Genomic DNA, 19,153 nt, shown 5'->3' with positions numbered 1-19,153 from the left:
GAACACTTCGTTATCAATAAGTAGTTCAAACAAGCAGAAATTAATTTAAGTGCTATTAGCCGGGAAAGTAAATTACTTTAAGGAAATGGAGAAGACGGTGAAGCATAGTCCTCTCTATTTCCATCTTTGTTTTAAGTTAAGTTAAAATTGTATTTCCCGGCAGTTATATAGGTCATATCGTCACCTGCCATAGATCACTCTCAATCATCATATTCACTTTAAAAAATTAACGGGGAGGACGATTTTGCTTATATTTGTTATCGTTCTTCATGTCATTTAATTCTTCTTTGCTTTTGTTTTTTGTTTTCGTCTTATTTTTGTCTTTAGCCATGTCATACCCTCCTTCACGTATATTTTGTCGCATTGTATGAAAAATTATGAAGTTCTATTAATAAAGATATTTATTTTCTAGATTTATCTTATTTCCATATTAATGTTAGAGCTCTCATTTTAATTGGATAGATCGGCAAGGCTGTCGCTAAAAGTGCTGGCATCTTTTTTGCCTATTATGTTTACGATATTGGAAACTGTACAAAAAATGGTATCCTTATATATAGAAGTTTTAATTACGGATTATTTTTTTAAAAGTGAAGCTTGCATTTCTAATTAATCTCTTGAGAGAAAGAAGAACGAAGAAACGGAAATTTTATGGAAAGGGGCTGTTCAAATGTCAACGAAGCAAGATCACAGCTGTGCGCACGACACGCACAGGGGTTGTGTTTCCATAGTACCCATCTTTAATCATTTGGAGTCGGAACAGATGGACGAAATTATGAACGAGGTGCAGCATGTTTCATTGAAAAAAAGAGAAGTTCTATATCATGCCGGAGACGAGTCAGATGCATTATATATTATTCATCGCGGGAAAATTAAAATTTATCGATTAACAGAAGAAGGAAAAGAACAGGTCATTCGAGTGTTACAGCCGGGTGATTTTACGGGAGAATTAGCTTTGTTTCAACACTCCCTTCACGAAGCATTTGCAGAAGCGATGGACGATACGGAAATATGCATGATTCAGCGGAAAGATCTGCAAGGATTACTATCGAAATATCCGACCATTTCTTTGAAGATTTTAACAGAGTTTGCGAACAGACTGGACACTGCTGAAAAACAGTCTACACGTTTTGCTGCTGAAAAAACTGAGACGAGAATCGCTTTGTTTTTGGCGGAATGTTTAGAGCGCATAAATACAGATAGCGGTGAAATCGAATTGCCGATGAGCAAGAAAGATTTAGCATCCTATTTAGGCACCACTCCAGAGACTCTAAGTCGCCGGCTAAGCCAATTTGAAGCGGAAGGGTATATTAAGCAAAAAGGACAAAGAAAAATAATTATTAATGATTTGGAAGGATTGTTATTAGTATAGTTGCTGTTTTTTGAAACTCATGATAACACCAAGGTTTTTCTAGCAGTTGTTGTTCCTCTATTTATCTGATCGTGGTAAGCTAGAAGCTTCCCGAGCGTTCATTGCCTTTTTTCGATTTAAGTTACACGCTGTTTGCTTTCTTTCAATAAAACGCTAATTCAAACTTCTGTATTTTATCGGAATTAGATGTGTACCTGTTCGGGTTATTGAGAGTGAATCGTCTATTATTAGTTCCTCCGGCATGGTAACAACCTCTTATATAAGAGTCATTTCGAGCACAAGACTATTTATTAATAATCAGCATAGACATATAACAGCTTAACAGGCTTTTTAGAATTATTAAACCAGGTATGCGGAATGGAAGAATCGATATGAAAACTGTTTCCTGCCTCAAGCAATGTTTCTTCATCTTGGATCACTAGAGTAAGTGTACCATCCATTACGTAAACGAATTCTTGCCCACTATGGCTTGAGGGCATTTCTTTTTCTTCATTATGCAGTAAAATAACAAGCATTGGTTCGAATAACGGAGTATTCATATTGCCTGTTAAGCTTTGATAGATAAAATATGAATCCTTAAAATTCAAGTCATTACCTTTATTTTTGTATACATCGGACTTTGCGGTATGATTGTTAAAAAAGTAACTACGACTTACATCAAATGCTTCAGCAATCCGTGAAAGTGATTGTAATGTTATAGAAGATTTACCTCTTTCTACTTGAGATAAAAAGCTAATAGATAGGTCGGCGCGTTTTGCTACTTCTTTTAATGTTAATTGTCGTTTTAATCTTAGTTTTTTTATGACTTCTCCAATATTATCTTTCATTTCTTCCTCCTAATAAAATGACAGTTCCTTTTATAATAAATTTCAGCCTGCATATACATTAAATGCTTTAAGATTAATCATTGAAACCATTTATGACTTCTACATAATAAAAATATCTAATTTCATTTATTGTACACCATTACAATTATTTGTAATAGTTAAAATTGAAGTGTCATCAAAAAAATTATATTGACTTTGTAATTATTGTTATGTAAAATTATTCAAAGCGTTGTATTTTTTCAATTTTTAAACTGTTGGATTCATCTATATTTAATAAACTCACTAACAGTGCTCACCAATTTCTATCTGTATAGTATTAACTTAACAATTGAAAGCGATTCCACTTTGATTTTAACTGCAATAATTGATTGAAGTAGTTTATAAAGACAATTGAGAGTGTATAGTCCCGATATTAAATGTTTAATGTAAGGAGTTACAAAAATAAAAGGAGAGTGAAGAAAGTTATGAGAAAAATAATTGTTGTACTGTCTGCAATTTTTTTATTGCTGTTCATTAGCGCCTGTGGTGAAAACTCTAGTACGGAAAGCACTAATAATAGTACTGGCACGGAAACAGGTAATGATAACAGTGAAGGAACGGAGTCAAATGAGACAGTAGAACTTAGACTCGGTCATGCGGTACAAGGAGAAAACCATCCATATCACATGGCTGCCCGACATTATGCGGACTTAGTAGAAGAAAAGTCAAATGGAGAAATAAGTATTGAAATATTTCCAGGAGGACAACTGGGTGGAGAGCTGGACATGCTGGAAATGGTTCAAAACGGCACATTGGATGCTGCTTTAATATCTGCATCTATCTTTAGTGGGTCAACCCCTGTTATGGATGGATTAACCATTCCTTTTTTATTTGATAATTATACGACGTTTAATGAAGCTTTAAAAACGGATGTTGCTCAACAAATGCTTGATAGTTTGGAAGAATTACAGTTGAAGGGCTTAGGTTTTAATAATGCCGGTATGCGCCATGTTGGTAGTAACGTAGCACCGGTGGAAGATCCCGAAGATTTTTCCGATTTAAAAATCCGAGTCATGGAAAGTCCGTTAATGCTGGATATTTTTGAAACGTTAGGAGCAAATCCGACACCAATGGCTTACGGTGAGCTATATAGTGCATTGCAAACAGGAGTAATTGATGCACATGAAACGAATTTGATTTCTTTTACGGATGAAAACTTCCATGAAGTAACAGAGTATATTTCACTGTTAAGTATATATCCGACGCCAAATATAAATATTATGAATCTGTCATCATACAATGAGATGTCGGATGAACATAAAGAAGTGCTTACTGAGGCTGGACACGAAACTTCTACATGGATTGTTGAACAAATGGAGGAAATAGACAAGGAAGCGTTGGAAGAATTAAAAGATCTGGATAAAAACATAAATGAAATTGATGATATGCAAGTGTTTATTGATAAGGTTCAACCAATCTATGATGAATATGGTGATAAGCATCCACTTATAAAAGAATTTATTACGACTGTAGAGGACATTAAGAATTAATAGAATGTTGCTAAATAGGATAAGGTGCTTTCTTATCCTATTTAGTTTTTAACAAGTAGGGAGGTTGCGTGTTGATTCTTAGTAAATTAAGTAATTACATATATGCCGTTTCCAGATATATGCTTATCTTTCTAGTTGGATCAATGTCATTGGTCATTATCGCGCAGGTTTTTTGTCGTACATTTTTAGGATTCTCCATTTTTTGGAGTGAGGAATATGCTCGTTATTGTTTGATTTGGACTACTTTTATCGGAGCGAGTATGGCCATGAAAAATGGGGAGCTCGCTATGTTTGATTTGTTTTTGGCAAAAACAAAGAAAGAATGGCAGGATTATTATCGATTGATCTTAAACTTTCTCGTGCTAATTTTTGTTGTTGTGTCTATTTATTTTGGATTCAAACAAGTGTTTAGTCCAACAGCACTTATGCAAGTTTCCCCTGCACTTCGTATACCTATGTGGTTTGTAAATCTTTCTGTTCCTACAGGTTTCATTATCATGTTTATCTATATTGTAAATACCATCATGGAAACATTGTTGGCAAAAAACAAGGGGGAATAACGATGTCCATTGCCCTTATCTTTATGGTTCTTTTACTTGCAGGTGTCCCTGTTGCTTTTGTTTTAGGATTGACGAGTGTATTTTATTTATTGGTAAGTGGTAATTATGATTTCTTTTTAACCATTCCTCAACGAATGATATCTGCACCTAATAATTTTAGTTTATTGGCGATTCCGTTATTTGTTCTCGCTGGTGAAATTATGAATAGTGGTGGGATTACAAAAAGACTTGCTGACTTTTCTCGCGCGCTCGTTGCTCATCTAAGAGGTGGGCTGGCCTATGTAAATATATTGGTAAGTGCTTTTTTATCAGCAATTGTTGGTTCGGCTAATGCGGTTGCCGCTATTCAAAGTACTTTCATGGTTCCAGAGATGAAAAAAGATAATTATGATGAGGATTATTCTGCAGCTGTTACAGCAGGTGGTTCTATTATGGGCCCTATTATTCCACCGAGTTTAATTTTTATTTTATATGGTGTAGCGGCTAGTACATCGATAGGGGCTTTATTTTTAGCAGGTATTATCCCAGGTATTATGCTGACGCTTGGATTTTTTGCATTAGCTTTTATTTATGCGAAGAAAAAAGGATTCCCGGTAAAAGAAAGAGCAAGCATGCAGACAGTTTTTAAAAGTTTTCTAATGGCGCTACCTGCACTGCTCGTTCCATTTTTAATCATAGGGGGTATTTTTTCTGGCCAATTTACTCCTACTGAGGCTGGTGCAATTGGGAGTGTTATTGCATTCATTGTAGGAATGTATGTTTACAAAGAGTTAAAGATTTCAAACATGCCAAATGTATTGATTCGAACAGGTGTAATCAGTGCCTCGGTTTTAATTATTAATTCCACTGCTAGCGTGTTTAGTTGGACAATTACAATGGAAGGAATCCCACAAATGATTGCTGAAGGGCTGACTTCCATTTCGGAAAAACCGTGGGTAATTCTTTTAATTATTAATATACTTTTACTTATAGTAGGAATGTTTTTGGAACCTTTATCAGCAATTATTATTTTAGTGCCGATTTTACTGCCGGTTGTTGAAGTATTAGGGATTGACCCTATTCATTTTGGTGTCGTGGTATCACTCAATTTAACAATAGGCTTGATTACGCCTCCAGTTGGTTTGGTTTTGTTCGTAGTGTCAGGAATTACAAAGGTATCTTTTGTTCGATTAAGTAAAGCAATTATCCCTTTTGCATTAGTGGCTATTGTCGTATTGCTTATTATTACTTATATTCCAGCCATTGTAACGTTCATACCAGAGTTTTTTCTTTCATAGGTAATTAGGGACAATTTTTTATATAGTTAATAAACTAAGAGTAGGAATTTAAGTACTAACTATTTGTGTTTTTTCGACTGATGTATACTGTAGCAGCAAGGAGGATGACTATTGAACAAACAACTAGCTAAAAAGTCCATTACGGAGCTTGCGTCGTTAATCCAAAGTAAAGAAGTTTCTCCGGTTGAAATTACAACTGCCGTCATAGATGAAATTGAAGGTAAAAATGATTTAATTAATGCTTACATACGAGTCGATAGTAATGAAGCGATGTCGTGTGCAAAGCAGGCCGAAGCGGATATTGTTAAAGGGAAATATATCGGCCCATTACATGGTATTCCAATGGCACTGAAGGATATTTTTTACTTTAAAGGTAAAAAGATGACAGTAGGTTCACGCATTCATAAGGACTTTACGCCAACGTATGATGCAACCGTTGTAAAAAAGTTGAAACAACAGGGAGTTATTTTTACGGGGTCGCTTAATATGCATGAGTATGCGTATGGAGTTACGACGACAAATCCACATTATGGAACTTGCCGTAATCCTTGGGACATGAACAAAATTCCCGGTGGATCGAGCGGAGGTTCTGCTGCTGCCGTTAGTGCCAATATGACAATTGCTTCTCTCGGTACTGAAACAGGTGGTTCTCTTCGTGCTCCGGCAGCTTTTTGTGGTGTTGTATCACTAAAACCAACGTATGGGAGTGTTAGTAAATATGGTTGTTTTCCTTTGGCCAGAACGTTGGATCATATTGGACCAATAACAAAAACGGTTGATGACGCGGCGCTATTATTTAACCGTATAGCCGGCTATGATCCATCCGATCCCGATTCGATTCATACAGCCTCTGTAGAATATGCGAAACATGAAATTAGTAATATGAAGGATTTAGTAATAGGAATAGACGAAGAACAGTTTTTTACAGGTGTAGACAATGAAATAGCTGAAAAAGTTAAAAAAGTTATTCGGTTTATGTCGTCTGTGGGGGCAAAAACGGAATTAGTACATCTGGATACGTTCGCTGAAACTGCGGAAACCTATGCTAAAACAGTCGCTGCAGAAGCAAGTGTTGTACATGAGAAAAACTTGCGTGCTCATGCTGGCGATTTTGGTAGTGATGTGCGGGAACGATTGGAGCGTGGAAAGGAAATCCCGGCGGTCGATTATATAAAAGCGCAACAGAAAAGGGAAGAGATACGTCAAGAGTTCAAGCGGATTTTTGAAAAAGTAGATGTTCTTATTGCCCCATCCGTACCATTTACAGCACCTGCAGTTGGTGATGATGACGTATGGGTGAATAATAGTAAGGTAAGCATTTATGATTTAGGAAGTCGGTTAATAAGACCTGCAACACTGATAGGAATACCGGCGATATCTGTTCCGTGCGGGTTTAGTAAAGGGATGCCAGTAGGAGTACAAGTGATGGGAGCACCTTTTCAGGAAGAACTTGTCTTGCAAGTTGCCAAAGTGATTGAGTCAATGGAGTAATTATGGAACAAATGCACTCCTCATGTATTTTTTTATAAGGTCAGAAAGTATAAAAATTTCGCGCATAGCTGTCTAGCTTAAGCGCCCAGCCCCTCGAGGTCTTAAGCAATAATTCTTCGTGACAAAAACCGTCACTACGAATTCTTGCTTAAGCTTGTCGGGGCTGAACAGGGCGCTTGCGCTTTTCTTAATAAAACACAGATGACAATATACATGCTAAGAGAAAATAAATATAGACCCGAGGAGTCGAGTTTCCAAGGGTCTACAAAATAATTCATATTAAGAACGTTTGGATGCAATGAATTCATCAATGAATATGGATATGTTTTCTAATGCCTCTTCAATAATCTTTTCACCTAATTCATAGCTTCCTTTTGTAGGATCCCCCAAATTGCCGTTTTTAGTTAGTTCATTGAATTGGTGTACTAATGTCACGTAGTTATCTTCGGCATATTTAACGGTAAATGAGTCATACATGTCTGCCTTTTCGATTCGATCTTTTCTTACGATTTCTGGAACCATGTATAAGCACTCGGAAACTTCCCGTTCACAAGCATGACCAAAGTATTCAGAATGAATCTCTTCTTTAATAGTATTTTTCGCAGCACGTACAAATAAGGTGTGACCAATTTCAACGTCGTATTTACGTGCTATGTTTTCTGCAGCTACAGCCATTGGTGCATTATTCCCGCCATGTCCGTTAACGAAAAGAAACTTCTTAATACCATGTTTATTTAAACTAGAAACTATGTCTTCTAATAAGTTAATTAAAGTTTCAGGTCTAAGGGTGATTGTGCCTGGAAAGTCCATATGATGCGGAGAAATCCCATAATTAATTGTTGGTGTAACAATCACTTTAGGAAAACATTTCTCGGCTAAACGTGCTGAAAATGCTTCTGCGCGATATGAATCACAGCCTTCAGCTATCAAATGACCATGTTGTTCTTGTGCGCCTATTGGAATTAGTGCAACCTCTGCTGTTTTTAATGCTTCCTTTACTTCCGGCCAAGTCATTTTTGGCAAAATAAATGCGTTCATTTTCCAGTCCTCCAATAATGTATTATGTAATTAGGTCTTAGATTGGTATTCTTTCAATCTATATAAAAAAATTGCAAACATTTAACTTATAAGAATTATATAATTATTCATAATGTAAGTCAAGAATCAAATTAATTTACCCTTTGGTCATAAAAAGTAGATGTTAGCTTCCGAAGTTAAGTAATGGCTTAGAGGAATAAGAGTTATGTTGAGACCTAAATGATGTTAAAATAAAAGTTTGAATTAGGCATTTCTTCAGGGAATGCTCTTTTTTTGGCTTGATATTAGGTCCGGATTAAAGGAATCATGATAGTTTCGTGGCACCCTTATACATTCTTGTTGGTAGTTTTTTAATACTTGCTTCATAACTTAGGTGATCTTTAATCTCTTTAGGCTTGGATAATAAAATAAACACCCAAACGCTAGATATTTGCTTCCAATACAAAAACTGAACTGCGAAGGAAGAGGCGTACACTTTCCCACTTACACAGTTCAGTTTACACTCCCGTAAAAGAAGTAATGCGGAGGTTTTGAAAACGATATAAAATTAGGTTTAAATTTAATAACGTAACGATGAACTATAATCTTCATTTACAGTTTGTAACCTGTTCGACTTTTAAATCGCTTCAGTATAACATGGCTATCTACCCTGGTTATGCCTTTAACAGAATATAATTCATTGTTAATAAATATTTCTAGCATTTTAAAATTTTCAACAAGTACATGCGTATGCAACGTACTTGGCCCAGTCATTTGATAAATACTTGCCACACTTGGATTATCAGCCAAGTTTTGGGCAACTTCCTGTAACCGGTTCGGTTCCACATCAATATCAAAGAAGGCGGAAACGCGTTTTCCGATTTTCTCTGAGTTAATAACAACACTGAACTTTTCGATGATACCCTTACTTTTTAAGCTTTCGATCCTATCCTTGACTGCAACACGAGATAAATTCACTTTTTCAGCTAGCTCTACGTAAGAAATGCGTCCATCCTTAATAAGTTCTTCTAATAATTGCTTGTCGATGTTATCATACTTCATCCAATCAGACTCCTACTAATTTATTGATACAACTATTCTTAATTATTTTAACTTTAGCATAATATGTGTGTTCAAACAAAAATTTACAGTTATTTTATTATAATGGTTATTTACCCAAAAAGAAACCGTGATCTTTATATGGTTTCATAAAGAAAGAAAAAAATAAAAAAATAGACTTATATGATAAAAATATATTGACATTAATTTATTTATTTAGTAATATCAAATCTAACCCAATACAATAAAAATTAAGAAAATTGGGTAAGGGGGAATAATTACATACTCTAGAAGGTTTTCACAGTAACATTTTAATGACGAAAAGGAGATGGGTACAGTTGGGTATGATGTATTTTTCGGTTCCCGAATATAAAGAGAGATTAGCAAATACAAAAAAAAGCATGGAAGAGAAAGGCATAGATGTTCTTCTAATCACAAATCCCGGAAATATGTGTTATTTAACAGGGTATGACGCTTGGTCATTTTATGTTCATCAAATGCTGATTGTAGCTTTGGATGAAGAGGAGCCAATCTGGGTTGGTCGTGGAATAGATAGAACGGCAGCACAATTTACGACATGGTTAAAAGAAGAAAATATAATTGCATATCCGGACGATCATGTCCAGTCAACAACAAAACATCCAATGGACTATGTTTGTACGGTGTTGAAAGAGAGAAAATTAGATAATAAAAACATTGGTATGGAATTTGATACCTATTATTTTACGGCAAAATGCTATATGCGATTAACTCAAGGTTTACCGAACGCTACCATTAAAGACGGCCATGGCCTTGTCAACTGGGTGAAAATTGTCAAATCTGACATAGAAATCGAGTATATGCGACGTGCCGGCATTATTGCGGCTAAAGCAATGCAAGCCGGGATTGATAAGATTGCCGCAGGTGTAAGACAGTGTGATGTCGTGGCTGATATTAATTATGTTTCAACGGTAGGCACGGAGGAATTCGGTGGAGATTATCCGGGTCACGTTCCATTACTTCCAAGTGGGGAGCAAACATCTGCTTGTCATATGACTTGGACGGACGAGCCTTTAGTACAAGGCGAGCCATCAATTATTGAAATGGCGGGGGCATACCGTCGCTATAATGTACCAATGGCTAGAACGGTATCGATTGGAGAGCCAAGTGACGAGCTAAAACATTTAGCTGATGTTTGTATTGAAGGAATTAACGAGGCATTAGACGTAGTAAAAGAAGGTGTTACAGCAGAAGAAGTTGAAGCGGCTTGGAGAAAGTCGATTGAGAAAAAAGGCTTTAAGAAAGAATCTCGAATCGGTTATTCTGTTGGTCTTAACTTCCCGCCATCTTGGGGTGAAGAAACAGTTAGTATTAGACCAGGAGACAAAACCGTTCTACAGCCGAATATGACACTTCATATTATCCCTGGCATGTGGCTAGACGGAATAGGCATGGAAATTAGTCAGTCATTCATTGTAAAAGAGGATGGGTATGAAGTATTAGGAGATATTCCGCGTCAGTTGTTTGTAAAGTAATAGAATGCGAGATTGCGAAAATAAAAACTATTTGTAAAAATGGAAGCGGCGTCAAACCCGCTTCCTGATATTAGCTAGTATGAATGCAGTTGTTTTAATTGATGAATTAGGTATCATTAAATTCCATTTAACATGACTTGTTGTAATTGATAACGCTAATTGTCTTTTAAACTCTAAAACTGACATATGATGATTGAGTTTTAATTTGAAAATTGCCTATATTCTGAAAGGAAAGGATGTACGATATGCGCCAATTTAATGGGAAGCTCGCTATCATTCTAGGTATTTGGGCAATCATAACAGCAGTCTTTCATTTATATACAGCATATTATGGTTCTTTTGAACCTCGCTTTCAACGCGCTACGCATGTGATGCTGTTGCTTCCAATCGCTTTTTTGGTATTTCCGGGAAAGCGCTATCAAAAAAGTGAATTGCCAAGTGTTTTTGATTGGATTTTAGCTGTTCTTGCACTGCTTCCCAGCCTATATTTAATGATACAAAGTGACTCTTTAGCCCGAAGAGTAGAACTAGTAGATCCAGTAACAACGGTTCAGTTAATTTTAGGAATTATGATCGTTCTACTCGTAATTGAAGCATGTAGACGTGCTGTCTCCAGCATATTTGCTGGACTTATTACATTACTACTTTTGTATATGTTTGCGGCACCATATTTACCGGGACCTCTGAAAGCGAAAGCCTATAGTGTAGATCAAGTAACCGAGCTGATGTTTTTATCGGCGGATCAAGGTATATATGGGTTTTTAACAGGAATTGGCGCCACAATAATTTTTGTTTTTATACTATTTGCTGCAATAATGATTCGCTCAGGTGTCGGACAGTTCTTTATGGATATTTCTGTCATGATTGCTGGTAAGTACCGTGGAGGACCGGCAAAAGTAGCTGTACTTTCCAGCGGCCTTTATGGAAGTATCTCTGGAAGTGGTGTGGCTGATGTTTATTCAACAGGCAGTTTCACTGTACCACTTATGAAAAAGGTAGGCTACAATAAAACTAGTTCCGGGGCGATTGAAGCGGTTGCTAGTGCGGGTGGCCCTTTCTTACCACCGATAATGGGTGCGGGAGCTTTTATTATGGCGGAAATAACATCAACGAGTTACTTGATTGTTATTCAAGCAGCAATCTTAGCCGGCATTTTATACTATATCGGTGTAACTACAACGGTTCATTTTGAAGCTGTAAAAAATGATATTAAATCTGCTCCGATAGAGTGGAGTGTAGGTTGGAAGAGTATTTTTAAACGATTACCACTAATTATTCCATTTATTATCATGGTTTGGCTACTTATAGGGGGAATATCACCAGCGAAAGCCTCGGCTACATCTATTGTAGCGATGTTGATTATATGGATTATAGTCAGTGGAAAAAAATTCAAAGTAACCACTTTAATACGGGCACTTGAGTATGCGACGAAGAGTGGTGCAGTTATAGCAGCTGCTTTAGCTGGTGCAGGGATGATGGTTGCGGTTGTTAACCAAACCGGGCTTGCATTATCTTTAGGAAATTTGATTACTAAATATTCATTCGGAGTATTGGGAATTGCACTTGTTCTAGTGATGATTACAGTAATTGTACTAGGTGCAGGTATTCCAGCAACTCCATCATACATCATTACCGCTACAGTAGCAGTTGGGGCATTATCAGCATTTGATATTCCACTCCTGTATGTACATTTGTTCATATACTATTTTGCGATCTTGGCTGATATTACACCACCTGTTGGTGTAACAGCTTTTGCAGCAGCAAACATAGCGGGGTCACCACCATTAAAAACAGCTTTATTTAGTGTTAAGTATGCATTTGCTGGATTTGTTGTTCCGTATATATTCATTGCAAACCCAGCGTTGTTATTAGGCCAAGGTGATTACGCATTGTCTGAAACACTTCTCGTTTTTGTTCTCACTGCAATAGCTATTGTTGGATTAGGTGCAGCTGTAATTGGAGCTTTCTTTGAAAGAATCAGCTGGATGAAACGATTAGTACTAGCCATTCTTTCGATTGGAATCGTGTCAGGGACAACGTATATATCCATTATTTGTTTGGGATTACAAATTGTGCATATAGCAATAATGTACATTCAATACAGAAAAGATAAAAATAACGTAACAGAAAATGATTTAGCTGTAAAAGCTATTCAAGAGTAGCTTTTATCATAAAGAAAGCTCGCCGATTAGCAAGTCTAATAAGCGAAGATAGCGGATAAGTAGTGTTTACGTCACACAAGATGAACTAGTACTGGATTTTGATGGTATTTGCTAGTGAACAGCAAGAAAGTTTAACACCATCTTAACTGCTAATAAAAACAAAAAGGAGCTAGGAAAATGAGAAAAGTTATACTAGGAGCTATTGTGTTAATATTTGCACTCTTACTAACCGCTTGTGGAGGAGGAAATGAGGAAAATACTTCTTCAGATGCACAATCAAACAATAATGAAGCAGAAAGCAATGAAGCAAGTGATGGTTCGTCAGAAGGACTGACGGAGCCAGTTGAACTGAGCTGGGTAACTGGATCCCAAGGTGGCGTTTGGTATGGAGCAGGTGGTGGATTTGCCTCTCTATTAAAGGAATACGACGATAACTTCAATATAAAAGCAATTCCAGGAGGCACCGTTCAGAACATTGCTCTCGTTGATGAAGGTGAAGCAGATATAGCATGGAATATGGCTTTCTTTGCAAATCAAGCACTCGAAGGCTCAGAGCCATTTAAACAGGAGCGTAGTAATATCAGTGCGATAGCGAGTGGTTTAGGAGATAGTACTTTCCATTTTGTTATTGCTGCTGATCATGAATATGAATCTTTAGAAGAAATATTTGAAAAAGGAAATATTAAAATCGCTATTACACCACCATCTGGTTCAGACGACTATATTTTCCAAACAATGATGGAGTTTTACGACACATCCTATGAAGATATGGAAGCAAATGGTGTAGACTTTTTTCATGGTAGTTATGCAGAACAGGCAGAACAGTTTAAAAACTCTAACGTAGATGCGATATTTGCTTTATCTGGTTTACCAGGATCTTCGATTACAGATGCTTCGATTAGTCGTGATTTAAGACTACTAGAGTTTCCGGATGACTTAATTTCACACTTGGAAGAGCATAGTTTTCCTGAAAAGACAATACCTGCTGGAACTTACGAGAAAGCAGTTAATGGCGATGAAGATATAAAGGTTGCTACTGCTCCTAACGTTATTTTGGTTAATAATGAATTGCCTGAAAATGTTGTTTATGAAATGGTAAAAGGACTTAATGAAAATGAAGACCGATTTACTTCTGTTCATGCAGCCATGGATTATTATGATAAGGAAGAAGCTGCAAATAACTTAGGTCAGGTTCCACTTCATCCAGGAGCAGAAAAATATTATAAAGAAATTGGAGTAATCGAATAAGGGGATTGTAAAATGGCAGTCACTAAAAATAATCTTATACGTACCCGCATTGGCTTCCTTGCTATAGCCAATGCAGGTATCATTGAAAATGATATGTTTTCGATGAAGCCAGATGGCGTGTTTCTTCATTTTACTAGAATTCCAATGGGAACGGAAGTAAGCATAAAAAACCTCTCCGGCATGGAAAAAAGCATTGGATCTTCCGTAGATACTTTGATGCCAGGTCGGGAAGAATTGAGTGTTATTTGCTATAACTGTACTTCTGGTAGCTTTGTCATAGGTGAAGAGAAAGTCATAAATAAGATAGAAGAAAAGCGCCCAGAAGTGAAAGGTACAACTATGATCTCAGGCGTTGTTAATGCGCTTCACACATTGAATGTACGAAGAATTGCAGTAGGAACAGCCTATACGAATGATATTAACGAACTGGAAAGCAAATTTTTAAAAGATAAAGGTTTTGATGTTCTTCATATTAAAGGTTTGAACCTAAAAACAGATGTAGAAATGAATAACGTATCGCCGGAGGAATTGGTTGATTTTGCTATTTCTCTCGATCATCCTGAAGCAGAAGCTATCTTTTTAAGCTGTGGTGCTTTGCGTTCGACTGAAGTCGTTGCAACTATTGAAGAAAAGGTCAATAAACCTGTAATAACAAGTAATCAAGCAAGTTTCTGGAATTGTTTAAGGCTTGCTGGTATTGAGGACAATGTCAAGGGTTTTGGAAAGCTGTTTGAACATTAATCTATGCTTTTACTGAGGCAGTAATATGTCTTTATCGCCTTCGTATTTACAGACTATACAGATAAAGTGAAATTCAACTGAGAGGAGTAAATAGATTATGTCAATTAATGTAGTTTTAGCTGGTCCCCGTGGAAGGATGGGAACTGAAGCAATCAAAATGATTGAGGAAAAGGAAGACCTTAAATTGGTTGCTTGTATTGATCGGAAAAATGATGGTATGAAATTAAAGGATATACACGATTCTTTTGATTTGGATATTCCCGTATATGAGAATCCTGTACAGTGTTTAGAGGAAGTACAGCCAGACGTTTTATTGGATTTAACTGTTCCAGCTTCTGGATTTGAGAACACTTTAGTAGCATTACAGCATCATGTACGTCCTGTTGTTGGAACATCAGGCTTTACAAATGAGCAACTGCAGCGGTTGAATGAAGTAGCGAAGGAAAATAAAACAGGTTGTATCATTGCTCCAAATTTTGCTTTAGGGGCAGTATTGATGATGCAGTTTTCAAAAATAGCAGCCAAATATTTCCCGAATGTAGAAATAATAGAGAAGCATCACGATCAAAAAATAGATGCTCCCTCAGGTTCTTTAATGAAAACAGTTGATTTAATTAAAGAAAGCCGAAAAAAGACAGCTCAAGGACATCCCGACGAGTATGAAACAATTGAAGGAGCTCGTGGTGGAGATATTGATGGATTGAAAGTTCACAGTGTAAGACTTCCAGGTTTGATGGCTCAACAAGAAGTTATCTTTGGCGGCACAAGTCAATTGTTGACAATTAAACATGATTCTTTCCATCGTGATTCTTTTATGGAAGGGATATATATGGCAATCCGAAATGTAATGGAAGTAGATTCATTTATCTATGGCCTGGAAAATATTTTGGAGTTTGATTAATTTACTGTATGTACATTGTTTAAAATAAATGAAGAATGAAAACAGCCTGGGGTACTTATTGTCCTTTAAACGGTTTAACATATGGTAGTTGAAGTTCCATTTGTATCGATTCTTATACACAGTGACCCCCTTAATGTTTATAATCTGTGCATACTTTACTACTAGAATTTCAGGTAATGGTATCCCAGGGCTCTATTTAGGAATTATTTTATATTTTAACAAATCAAAGGAATAGTTTACTATCGAGTGATGAGTCTGATGAACAAAGGTAGTGATGTAATGCACAAGGATTTATTTATAGCCTTTTTCCGTGCAGGGATGCTTGGATATGGAGGAGGGCTTTCGGCGATTCCATTAATGCATAAAGAAGTAGTAAAAACATTTAAATGGATGGGTGATGATGAGTTTTCCGACGTATTAGCCCTTGCGAATACGTTACCAGGCCCAATTAACACAAAACTATCAGGCTATATTGGGTGGCGACTTGCTGGATTTTGGGGGCTAGTAAATTGTATTTCTGCTACTGTGCTTCCAACGGCTTTACTGATGACACTTCTGCTAACGGTATTGAATGCTTATAAGGATAATTCTATGGTACAAGGAATGTCAAGAGGTGTCTTACCAATTGCCGGAGTTATGATCGGAATCTTGGCTTGGGACTTTATCAAAAAATCAAAAAAATTGTTAGGTTGGTTATCGACCATCGTATTAACGGTTATTAGTATTGTAGCAATGGAATTACTAGGTATCCATCCTGCTTTTCTAATTATTGGCTTAATTTTACTTGCCTTGTCTACTAAAGGTAATAAAAAGGAACAGCGAGAAAATACAGAAGATCGTCAGGTGAGAAACTCATGATTTATTGGAAAATATTTATGGCGAATTTTATTGCCAACTTATTGGGATATGGTGGTGGCCCGGCAACAATACCCTTACTCGAACATGAGGTGGTTCACCGTTACGGTTGGTTTACAACTTCCGAGTATAGTGAAATGGTTGCGTTGGGGAATGGTTTGCCGGGCCCCATTTCCACCAAACTAGCTGCGTATATAGGGTATGAACAAGGTGGCATTCTTGGTGCTATTATTGGTCTATTTGGTACGGTAGCGCCATCGCTAATCATGATGATTACATTAATTGGGTTTTTGTTAAAGTATAAAGATTCACCAAAAATGAAAAAACTGACACAAATTGTCCGCCCCACCATTGCCGTACTACTAGGAGTTATGACGTATAACTTTTTCTTCGACTCTTATGTTCAAGTTGGTTGGATTCATACGATTATTTTAATTGTGGGAGGATATATATTATTGGAAAAAAGAAATGTTAGCCCAACATTTGTTGTACTCGGCGCGCTATTGTATGGCGGCATATTTTTGGGATAAAGCTTAGTAAAATCCGCATGATTAGGGAAGTTTCTAATCATGCGGATTTTATTAGGCACTTATTCTCTCTAACAATTCTGTGGTGAATATGCACTAATAAAATTTAAGGTAGTGGCGAAGGCGATTTTTGGAAAAGTTATATCCGATTTTTAAAAAGTTAATTAATAGCAAGAAAAAGAAAGAATTGGGGAAATAGCGGGTCACATAGGATTTCCACAGTCTTTACATATGATTCCAGTACTACTTGAATGGAATGTGGATGAGGTTATTGAAGAAAAGAGACCGTTAATTTCAACGGAAACGAATCAATTAAAATTGTAAGGAAATTTTAATAGGAGGTAACAACACGATGACAAAAGCATCGAAAAATGATTGGGTTGAAGTCGAAGTATTACTCTTGAAACCTTCTGAAAGAGCGGATACTCTTCCGAAAGAAACTTCAAATGTACCGTTATTATCATATGTACAAGGTTATCTTATTAATGAAAATGGAGCTTTAGGAGATCAAGTTCAAGTGAGAACACAAACCAATCGAAAAATTCAAGGGAAGTTGATTAATCTGTCTCCCAAGTTTGAACATGACTTTGGCCATCCAATGCCAGAATTACTAATAATTGGCTCCGAACTGAGAAAATTTATGACAAAAGGAGTGTAAATAGTGAATTTGTTAGAATCTATTAAAGGTGATCAGAAGTCTATTATTAAACAGTCAATAGGGATGGATTATGATGATTTCGAATATGAACATATTGGGTTTGATTATGAAGGCATGATGAAAAGCCATCCTTACTCTATAAAACAAATAAAAGAGATTCAAAAAAACGCTAAAGTCGGAGAAACCCCATTCATTGAATTGAAAAATATTAATCAATTAATAAAAAAACTATCCAAAAAGGGATATGGGGCAAAAATTTTTGTGAAAGATGAAGCGTGTAATCCTTCCGGTAGTTTTAAAGACAGGAGATCATCCGTTTCCGTTTATGACGCAATGAAAAAAAGTTATGAAGGTGTTATTTGTGCAACGAGCGGGAATTACGGTGCAGCAGTTGCTTCACAAGCGGCGATGTATGGGCTAAAAGCGATTATTTTACAAGAAGCGTTTGATAGCAGGAAGGTTGGGCAACCGGAAATTCTTGAAAAAGCAAGAGCATGTCTTGCTTATGGTGCCGAAGTAAACCAGTTAACAGTTGGGCCAGAGTTGTTTTATGAACTATTAAAAACGTTAAGGGATACAGGATTTTATAATGCCTCCTTGTATTCTCCTTTATCTGTCGCAGGTGTTGAAACATTAGGTTTTGAAATTGCAGAAGACTCAAAAGAAACTTTTAATCAATATCCGGATGCTGTTGTCGTTACACATGCAGGTGGTGGAAATGTAACAGGTACAGCTCGAGGGTTATTAAAAGCGGGAGCTGCAAAAACACAAGTTATTGGAGCTAGTGTCGACTTAACGGGGCTTCATATGGCGAGCGATAAAGACTTTAATAAAAAGTCATTTACGACTGGCCATACGGGATTTGGTATGCCGTTTTCAGTTGACCCCGATCGCGTAGATGTACCTCGAAATGCGGCTAGACCTTTAAGGTATCTTGATCGTTATGTGCTTGTCTCACAAGGAGAAGTGTTTTATACAACTGAAATGCTGGCACAATTAGAGGGCCTTGAGCGAGGACCTGCGGGAAATACTTCTTTAGCTGCAGCTGTTTCTTTGGCGCAAGAAATGGATGAGGATCAAATCATTGTTGTTCAAGAAACAGAATATACAGGTGCCGGAAAACACCCAACTGCTCAGTTAACATTTGCCCGTCAAAATGGGATTGAAATACGCCGAGGACATCCAGAGAATAATATGCCAGGAAAAAATATCATCATACCTGATCATCCGTCTCAGTTGAAAACAAAAGAAGTTGATTTGGATAAATTAAGAAAATCCTATTTAAGAAGGCTACTCAAAACTGTTAATTATTCGAAATTAAATCAGGCCGAGATCGAATTTATCGCAGCGGAAATAAATAAGAATCGAGCGTTTGTTGAAAACCTGTTGTCAAGCAATTCATTGGAGCACTAAGCGGT

Annotated in this window: 18 protein-coding genes; 15 read left to right on the top strand and 3 right to left on the bottom strand. The window is 36.7% G+C overall.

Going from position 1 to position 19,153, the window contains the following annotated elements; translation table 11 throughout:
* The first annotated feature begins 667 nt into the window (after window positions 1-667).
* Window positions 668-1,369 (top strand): Crp/Fnr family transcriptional regulator, encoded by a 702-nt coding sequence (locus ACLIBG_RS07265; protein WP_439312092.1) that lies wholly within the window; start codon window positions 668-670, stop codon window positions 1,367-1,369.
* Between the two features lie 290 nt (window positions 1,370-1,659).
* Here the strand turns inward: ACLIBG_RS07265 and ACLIBG_RS07260 are convergent, their stop codons facing one another.
* Window positions 1,660-2,196: a helix-turn-helix domain-containing protein gene (locus ACLIBG_RS07260; protein WP_439312091.1), complete on the bottom strand. Its 537-nt coding sequence runs from the start codon at window positions 2,194-2,196 to the stop codon at window positions 1,660-1,662.
* 464 nt (window positions 2,197-2,660) lie between these two features.
* Here ACLIBG_RS07260 and ACLIBG_RS07255 point away from each other — a divergent pair, with 464 nt between their 5' ends.
* The 4 genes from ACLIBG_RS07255 to ACLIBG_RS07240 all read left to right on the top strand — a co-directional run bounded on the left by ACLIBG_RS07255 (window position 2,661) and on the right by ACLIBG_RS07240 (window position 7,053).
* Window positions 2,661-3,725, top strand: coding sequence for a TRAP transporter substrate-binding protein (locus tag ACLIBG_RS07255; RefSeq protein WP_439312090.1), 1,065 nt, complete (start codon window positions 2,661-2,663; stop codon window positions 3,723-3,725).
* A gap of 71 nt (window positions 3,726-3,796) precedes the next feature.
* Window positions 3,797-4,285 (top strand): TRAP transporter small permease, encoded by a 489-nt coding sequence (locus ACLIBG_RS07250; RefSeq protein WP_439312089.1) that lies wholly within the window; start codon window positions 3,797-3,799, stop codon window positions 4,283-4,285.
* A gap of 2 nt (window positions 4,286-4,287) precedes the next feature.
* Window positions 4,288-5,562 carry a TRAP transporter large permease gene (locus tag ACLIBG_RS07245; RefSeq protein ID WP_439312088.1) on the top strand — a complete coding sequence of 425 codons (1,275 nt, stop codon included), beginning with the start codon at window positions 4,288-4,290 and terminating at the stop codon, window positions 5,560-5,562.
* 111 nt (window positions 5,563-5,673) lie between these two features.
* Window positions 5,674-7,053, top strand: a complete 1,380-nt coding sequence (locus ACLIBG_RS07240) for an amidase (protein WP_439312087.1) — start codon at window positions 5,674-5,676, stop codon at window positions 7,051-7,053.
* 279 nt (window positions 7,054-7,332) lie between these two features.
* Here ACLIBG_RS07240 and ACLIBG_RS07235 read toward each other — a convergent pair whose 3' ends face one another.
* Together ACLIBG_RS07235 and ACLIBG_RS07230 are read right to left on the bottom strand one after the other, a co-directional pair.
* On the bottom strand, window positions 7,333-8,091 hold the full coding sequence (locus ACLIBG_RS07235; protein WP_439312086.1) for a creatininase family protein: 759 nt from the start codon (window positions 8,089-8,091) through the stop codon (window positions 7,333-7,335).
* Between the two features lie 591 nt (window positions 8,092-8,682).
* Window positions 8,683-9,132 (bottom strand): Lrp/AsnC family transcriptional regulator, encoded by a 450-nt coding sequence (locus ACLIBG_RS07230; RefSeq protein WP_439312085.1) that lies wholly within the window; start codon window positions 9,130-9,132, stop codon window positions 8,683-8,685.
* 344 nt (window positions 9,133-9,476) lie between these two features.
* On the opposite strand from ACLIBG_RS07230, the gene ACLIBG_RS07225 reads away from it, so the two are divergent.
* The 10 genes from ACLIBG_RS07225 (at window position 9,477) to ortB (ending at window position 19,148) form a co-directional block, all read left to right on the top strand.
* On the top strand, window positions 9,477-10,643 hold the full coding sequence (locus tag ACLIBG_RS07225) for a M24 family metallopeptidase (protein ID WP_439312129.1): 1,167 nt from the start codon (window positions 9,477-9,479) through the stop codon (window positions 10,641-10,643).
* 245 nt (window positions 10,644-10,888) lie between these two features.
* Window positions 10,889-12,805, top strand: a complete 1,917-nt coding sequence (locus ACLIBG_RS07220; protein WP_439312084.1) for a TRAP transporter permease — start codon at window positions 10,889-10,891, stop codon at window positions 12,803-12,805.
* Window positions 12,806-12,982: 177 nt separating this feature from the next.
* Window positions 12,983-14,053: a TAXI family TRAP transporter solute-binding subunit gene (locus tag ACLIBG_RS07215; protein WP_439312083.1), complete on the top strand. Its 1,071-nt coding sequence runs from the start codon at window positions 12,983-12,985 to the stop codon at window positions 14,051-14,053.
* A gap of 12 nt (window positions 14,054-14,065) precedes the next feature.
* On the top strand, window positions 14,066-14,794 hold the full coding sequence (locus ACLIBG_RS07210; protein WP_439312082.1) for a maleate cis-trans isomerase family protein: 729 nt from the start codon (window positions 14,066-14,068) through the stop codon (window positions 14,792-14,794).
* Between the two features lie 97 nt (window positions 14,795-14,891).
* The gene (dapB, locus tag ACLIBG_RS07205; RefSeq protein WP_439312081.1) at window positions 14,892-15,695 is read left to right on the top strand and encodes a 4-hydroxy-tetrahydrodipicolinate reductase; all 804 of its coding nucleotides are present in this window, start codon (window positions 14,892-14,894) and stop codon (window positions 15,693-15,695) included.
* Between the two features lie 258 nt (window positions 15,696-15,953).
* The gene (locus ACLIBG_RS07200; protein WP_439312080.1) at window positions 15,954-16,553 is read left to right on the top strand and encodes a chromate transporter; all 600 of its coding nucleotides are present in this window, start codon (window positions 15,954-15,956) and stop codon (window positions 16,551-16,553) included.
* Window positions 16,550-17,080 carry a chromate transporter gene (locus ACLIBG_RS07195; protein WP_439312079.1) on the top strand — a complete coding sequence of 177 codons (531 nt, stop codon included), beginning with the start codon at window positions 16,550-16,552 and terminating at the stop codon, window positions 17,078-17,080. Before ACLIBG_RS07200 ends, ACLIBG_RS07195 begins: the two co-directional genes overlap by 4 nt.
* A 183-nt stretch (window positions 17,081-17,263) precedes the next feature.
* Window positions 17,264-17,401: a hypothetical protein gene (locus ACLIBG_RS07190; RefSeq protein WP_439312128.1), complete on the top strand. Its 138-nt coding sequence runs from the start codon at window positions 17,264-17,266 to the stop codon at window positions 17,399-17,401.
* A 28-nt stretch (window positions 17,402-17,429) separates the two neighbouring features.
* Window positions 17,430-17,735 carry a 2-amino-4-oxopentanoate thiolase subunit OrtA gene (gene ortA / locus ACLIBG_RS07185; RefSeq protein ID WP_439312078.1) on the top strand — a complete coding sequence of 102 codons (306 nt, stop codon included), beginning with the start codon at window positions 17,430-17,432 and terminating at the stop codon, window positions 17,733-17,735.
* A 3-nt stretch (window positions 17,736-17,738) separates the two neighbouring features.
* Window positions 17,739-19,148, top strand: a complete 1,410-nt coding sequence (gene ortB / locus ACLIBG_RS07180) for a 2-amino-4-oxopentanoate thiolase subunit OrtB (protein ID WP_439312077.1) — start codon at window positions 17,739-17,741, stop codon at window positions 19,146-19,148.
* The last annotated feature ends 5 nt before the right edge of the window (window positions 19,149-19,153 follow it).

Origin of the sequence: Virgibacillus sp. W0181 (assembly GCF_051846915.1) — a bacterium.
Lineage (GTDB): Bacteria > Bacillota > Bacilli > Bacillales > Amphibacillaceae > JBPYCR01.
The sequence above is the reverse complement of the archived record's forward strand: the minus strand, read 5'-3'. Positions and strand labels throughout refer to the sequence as shown.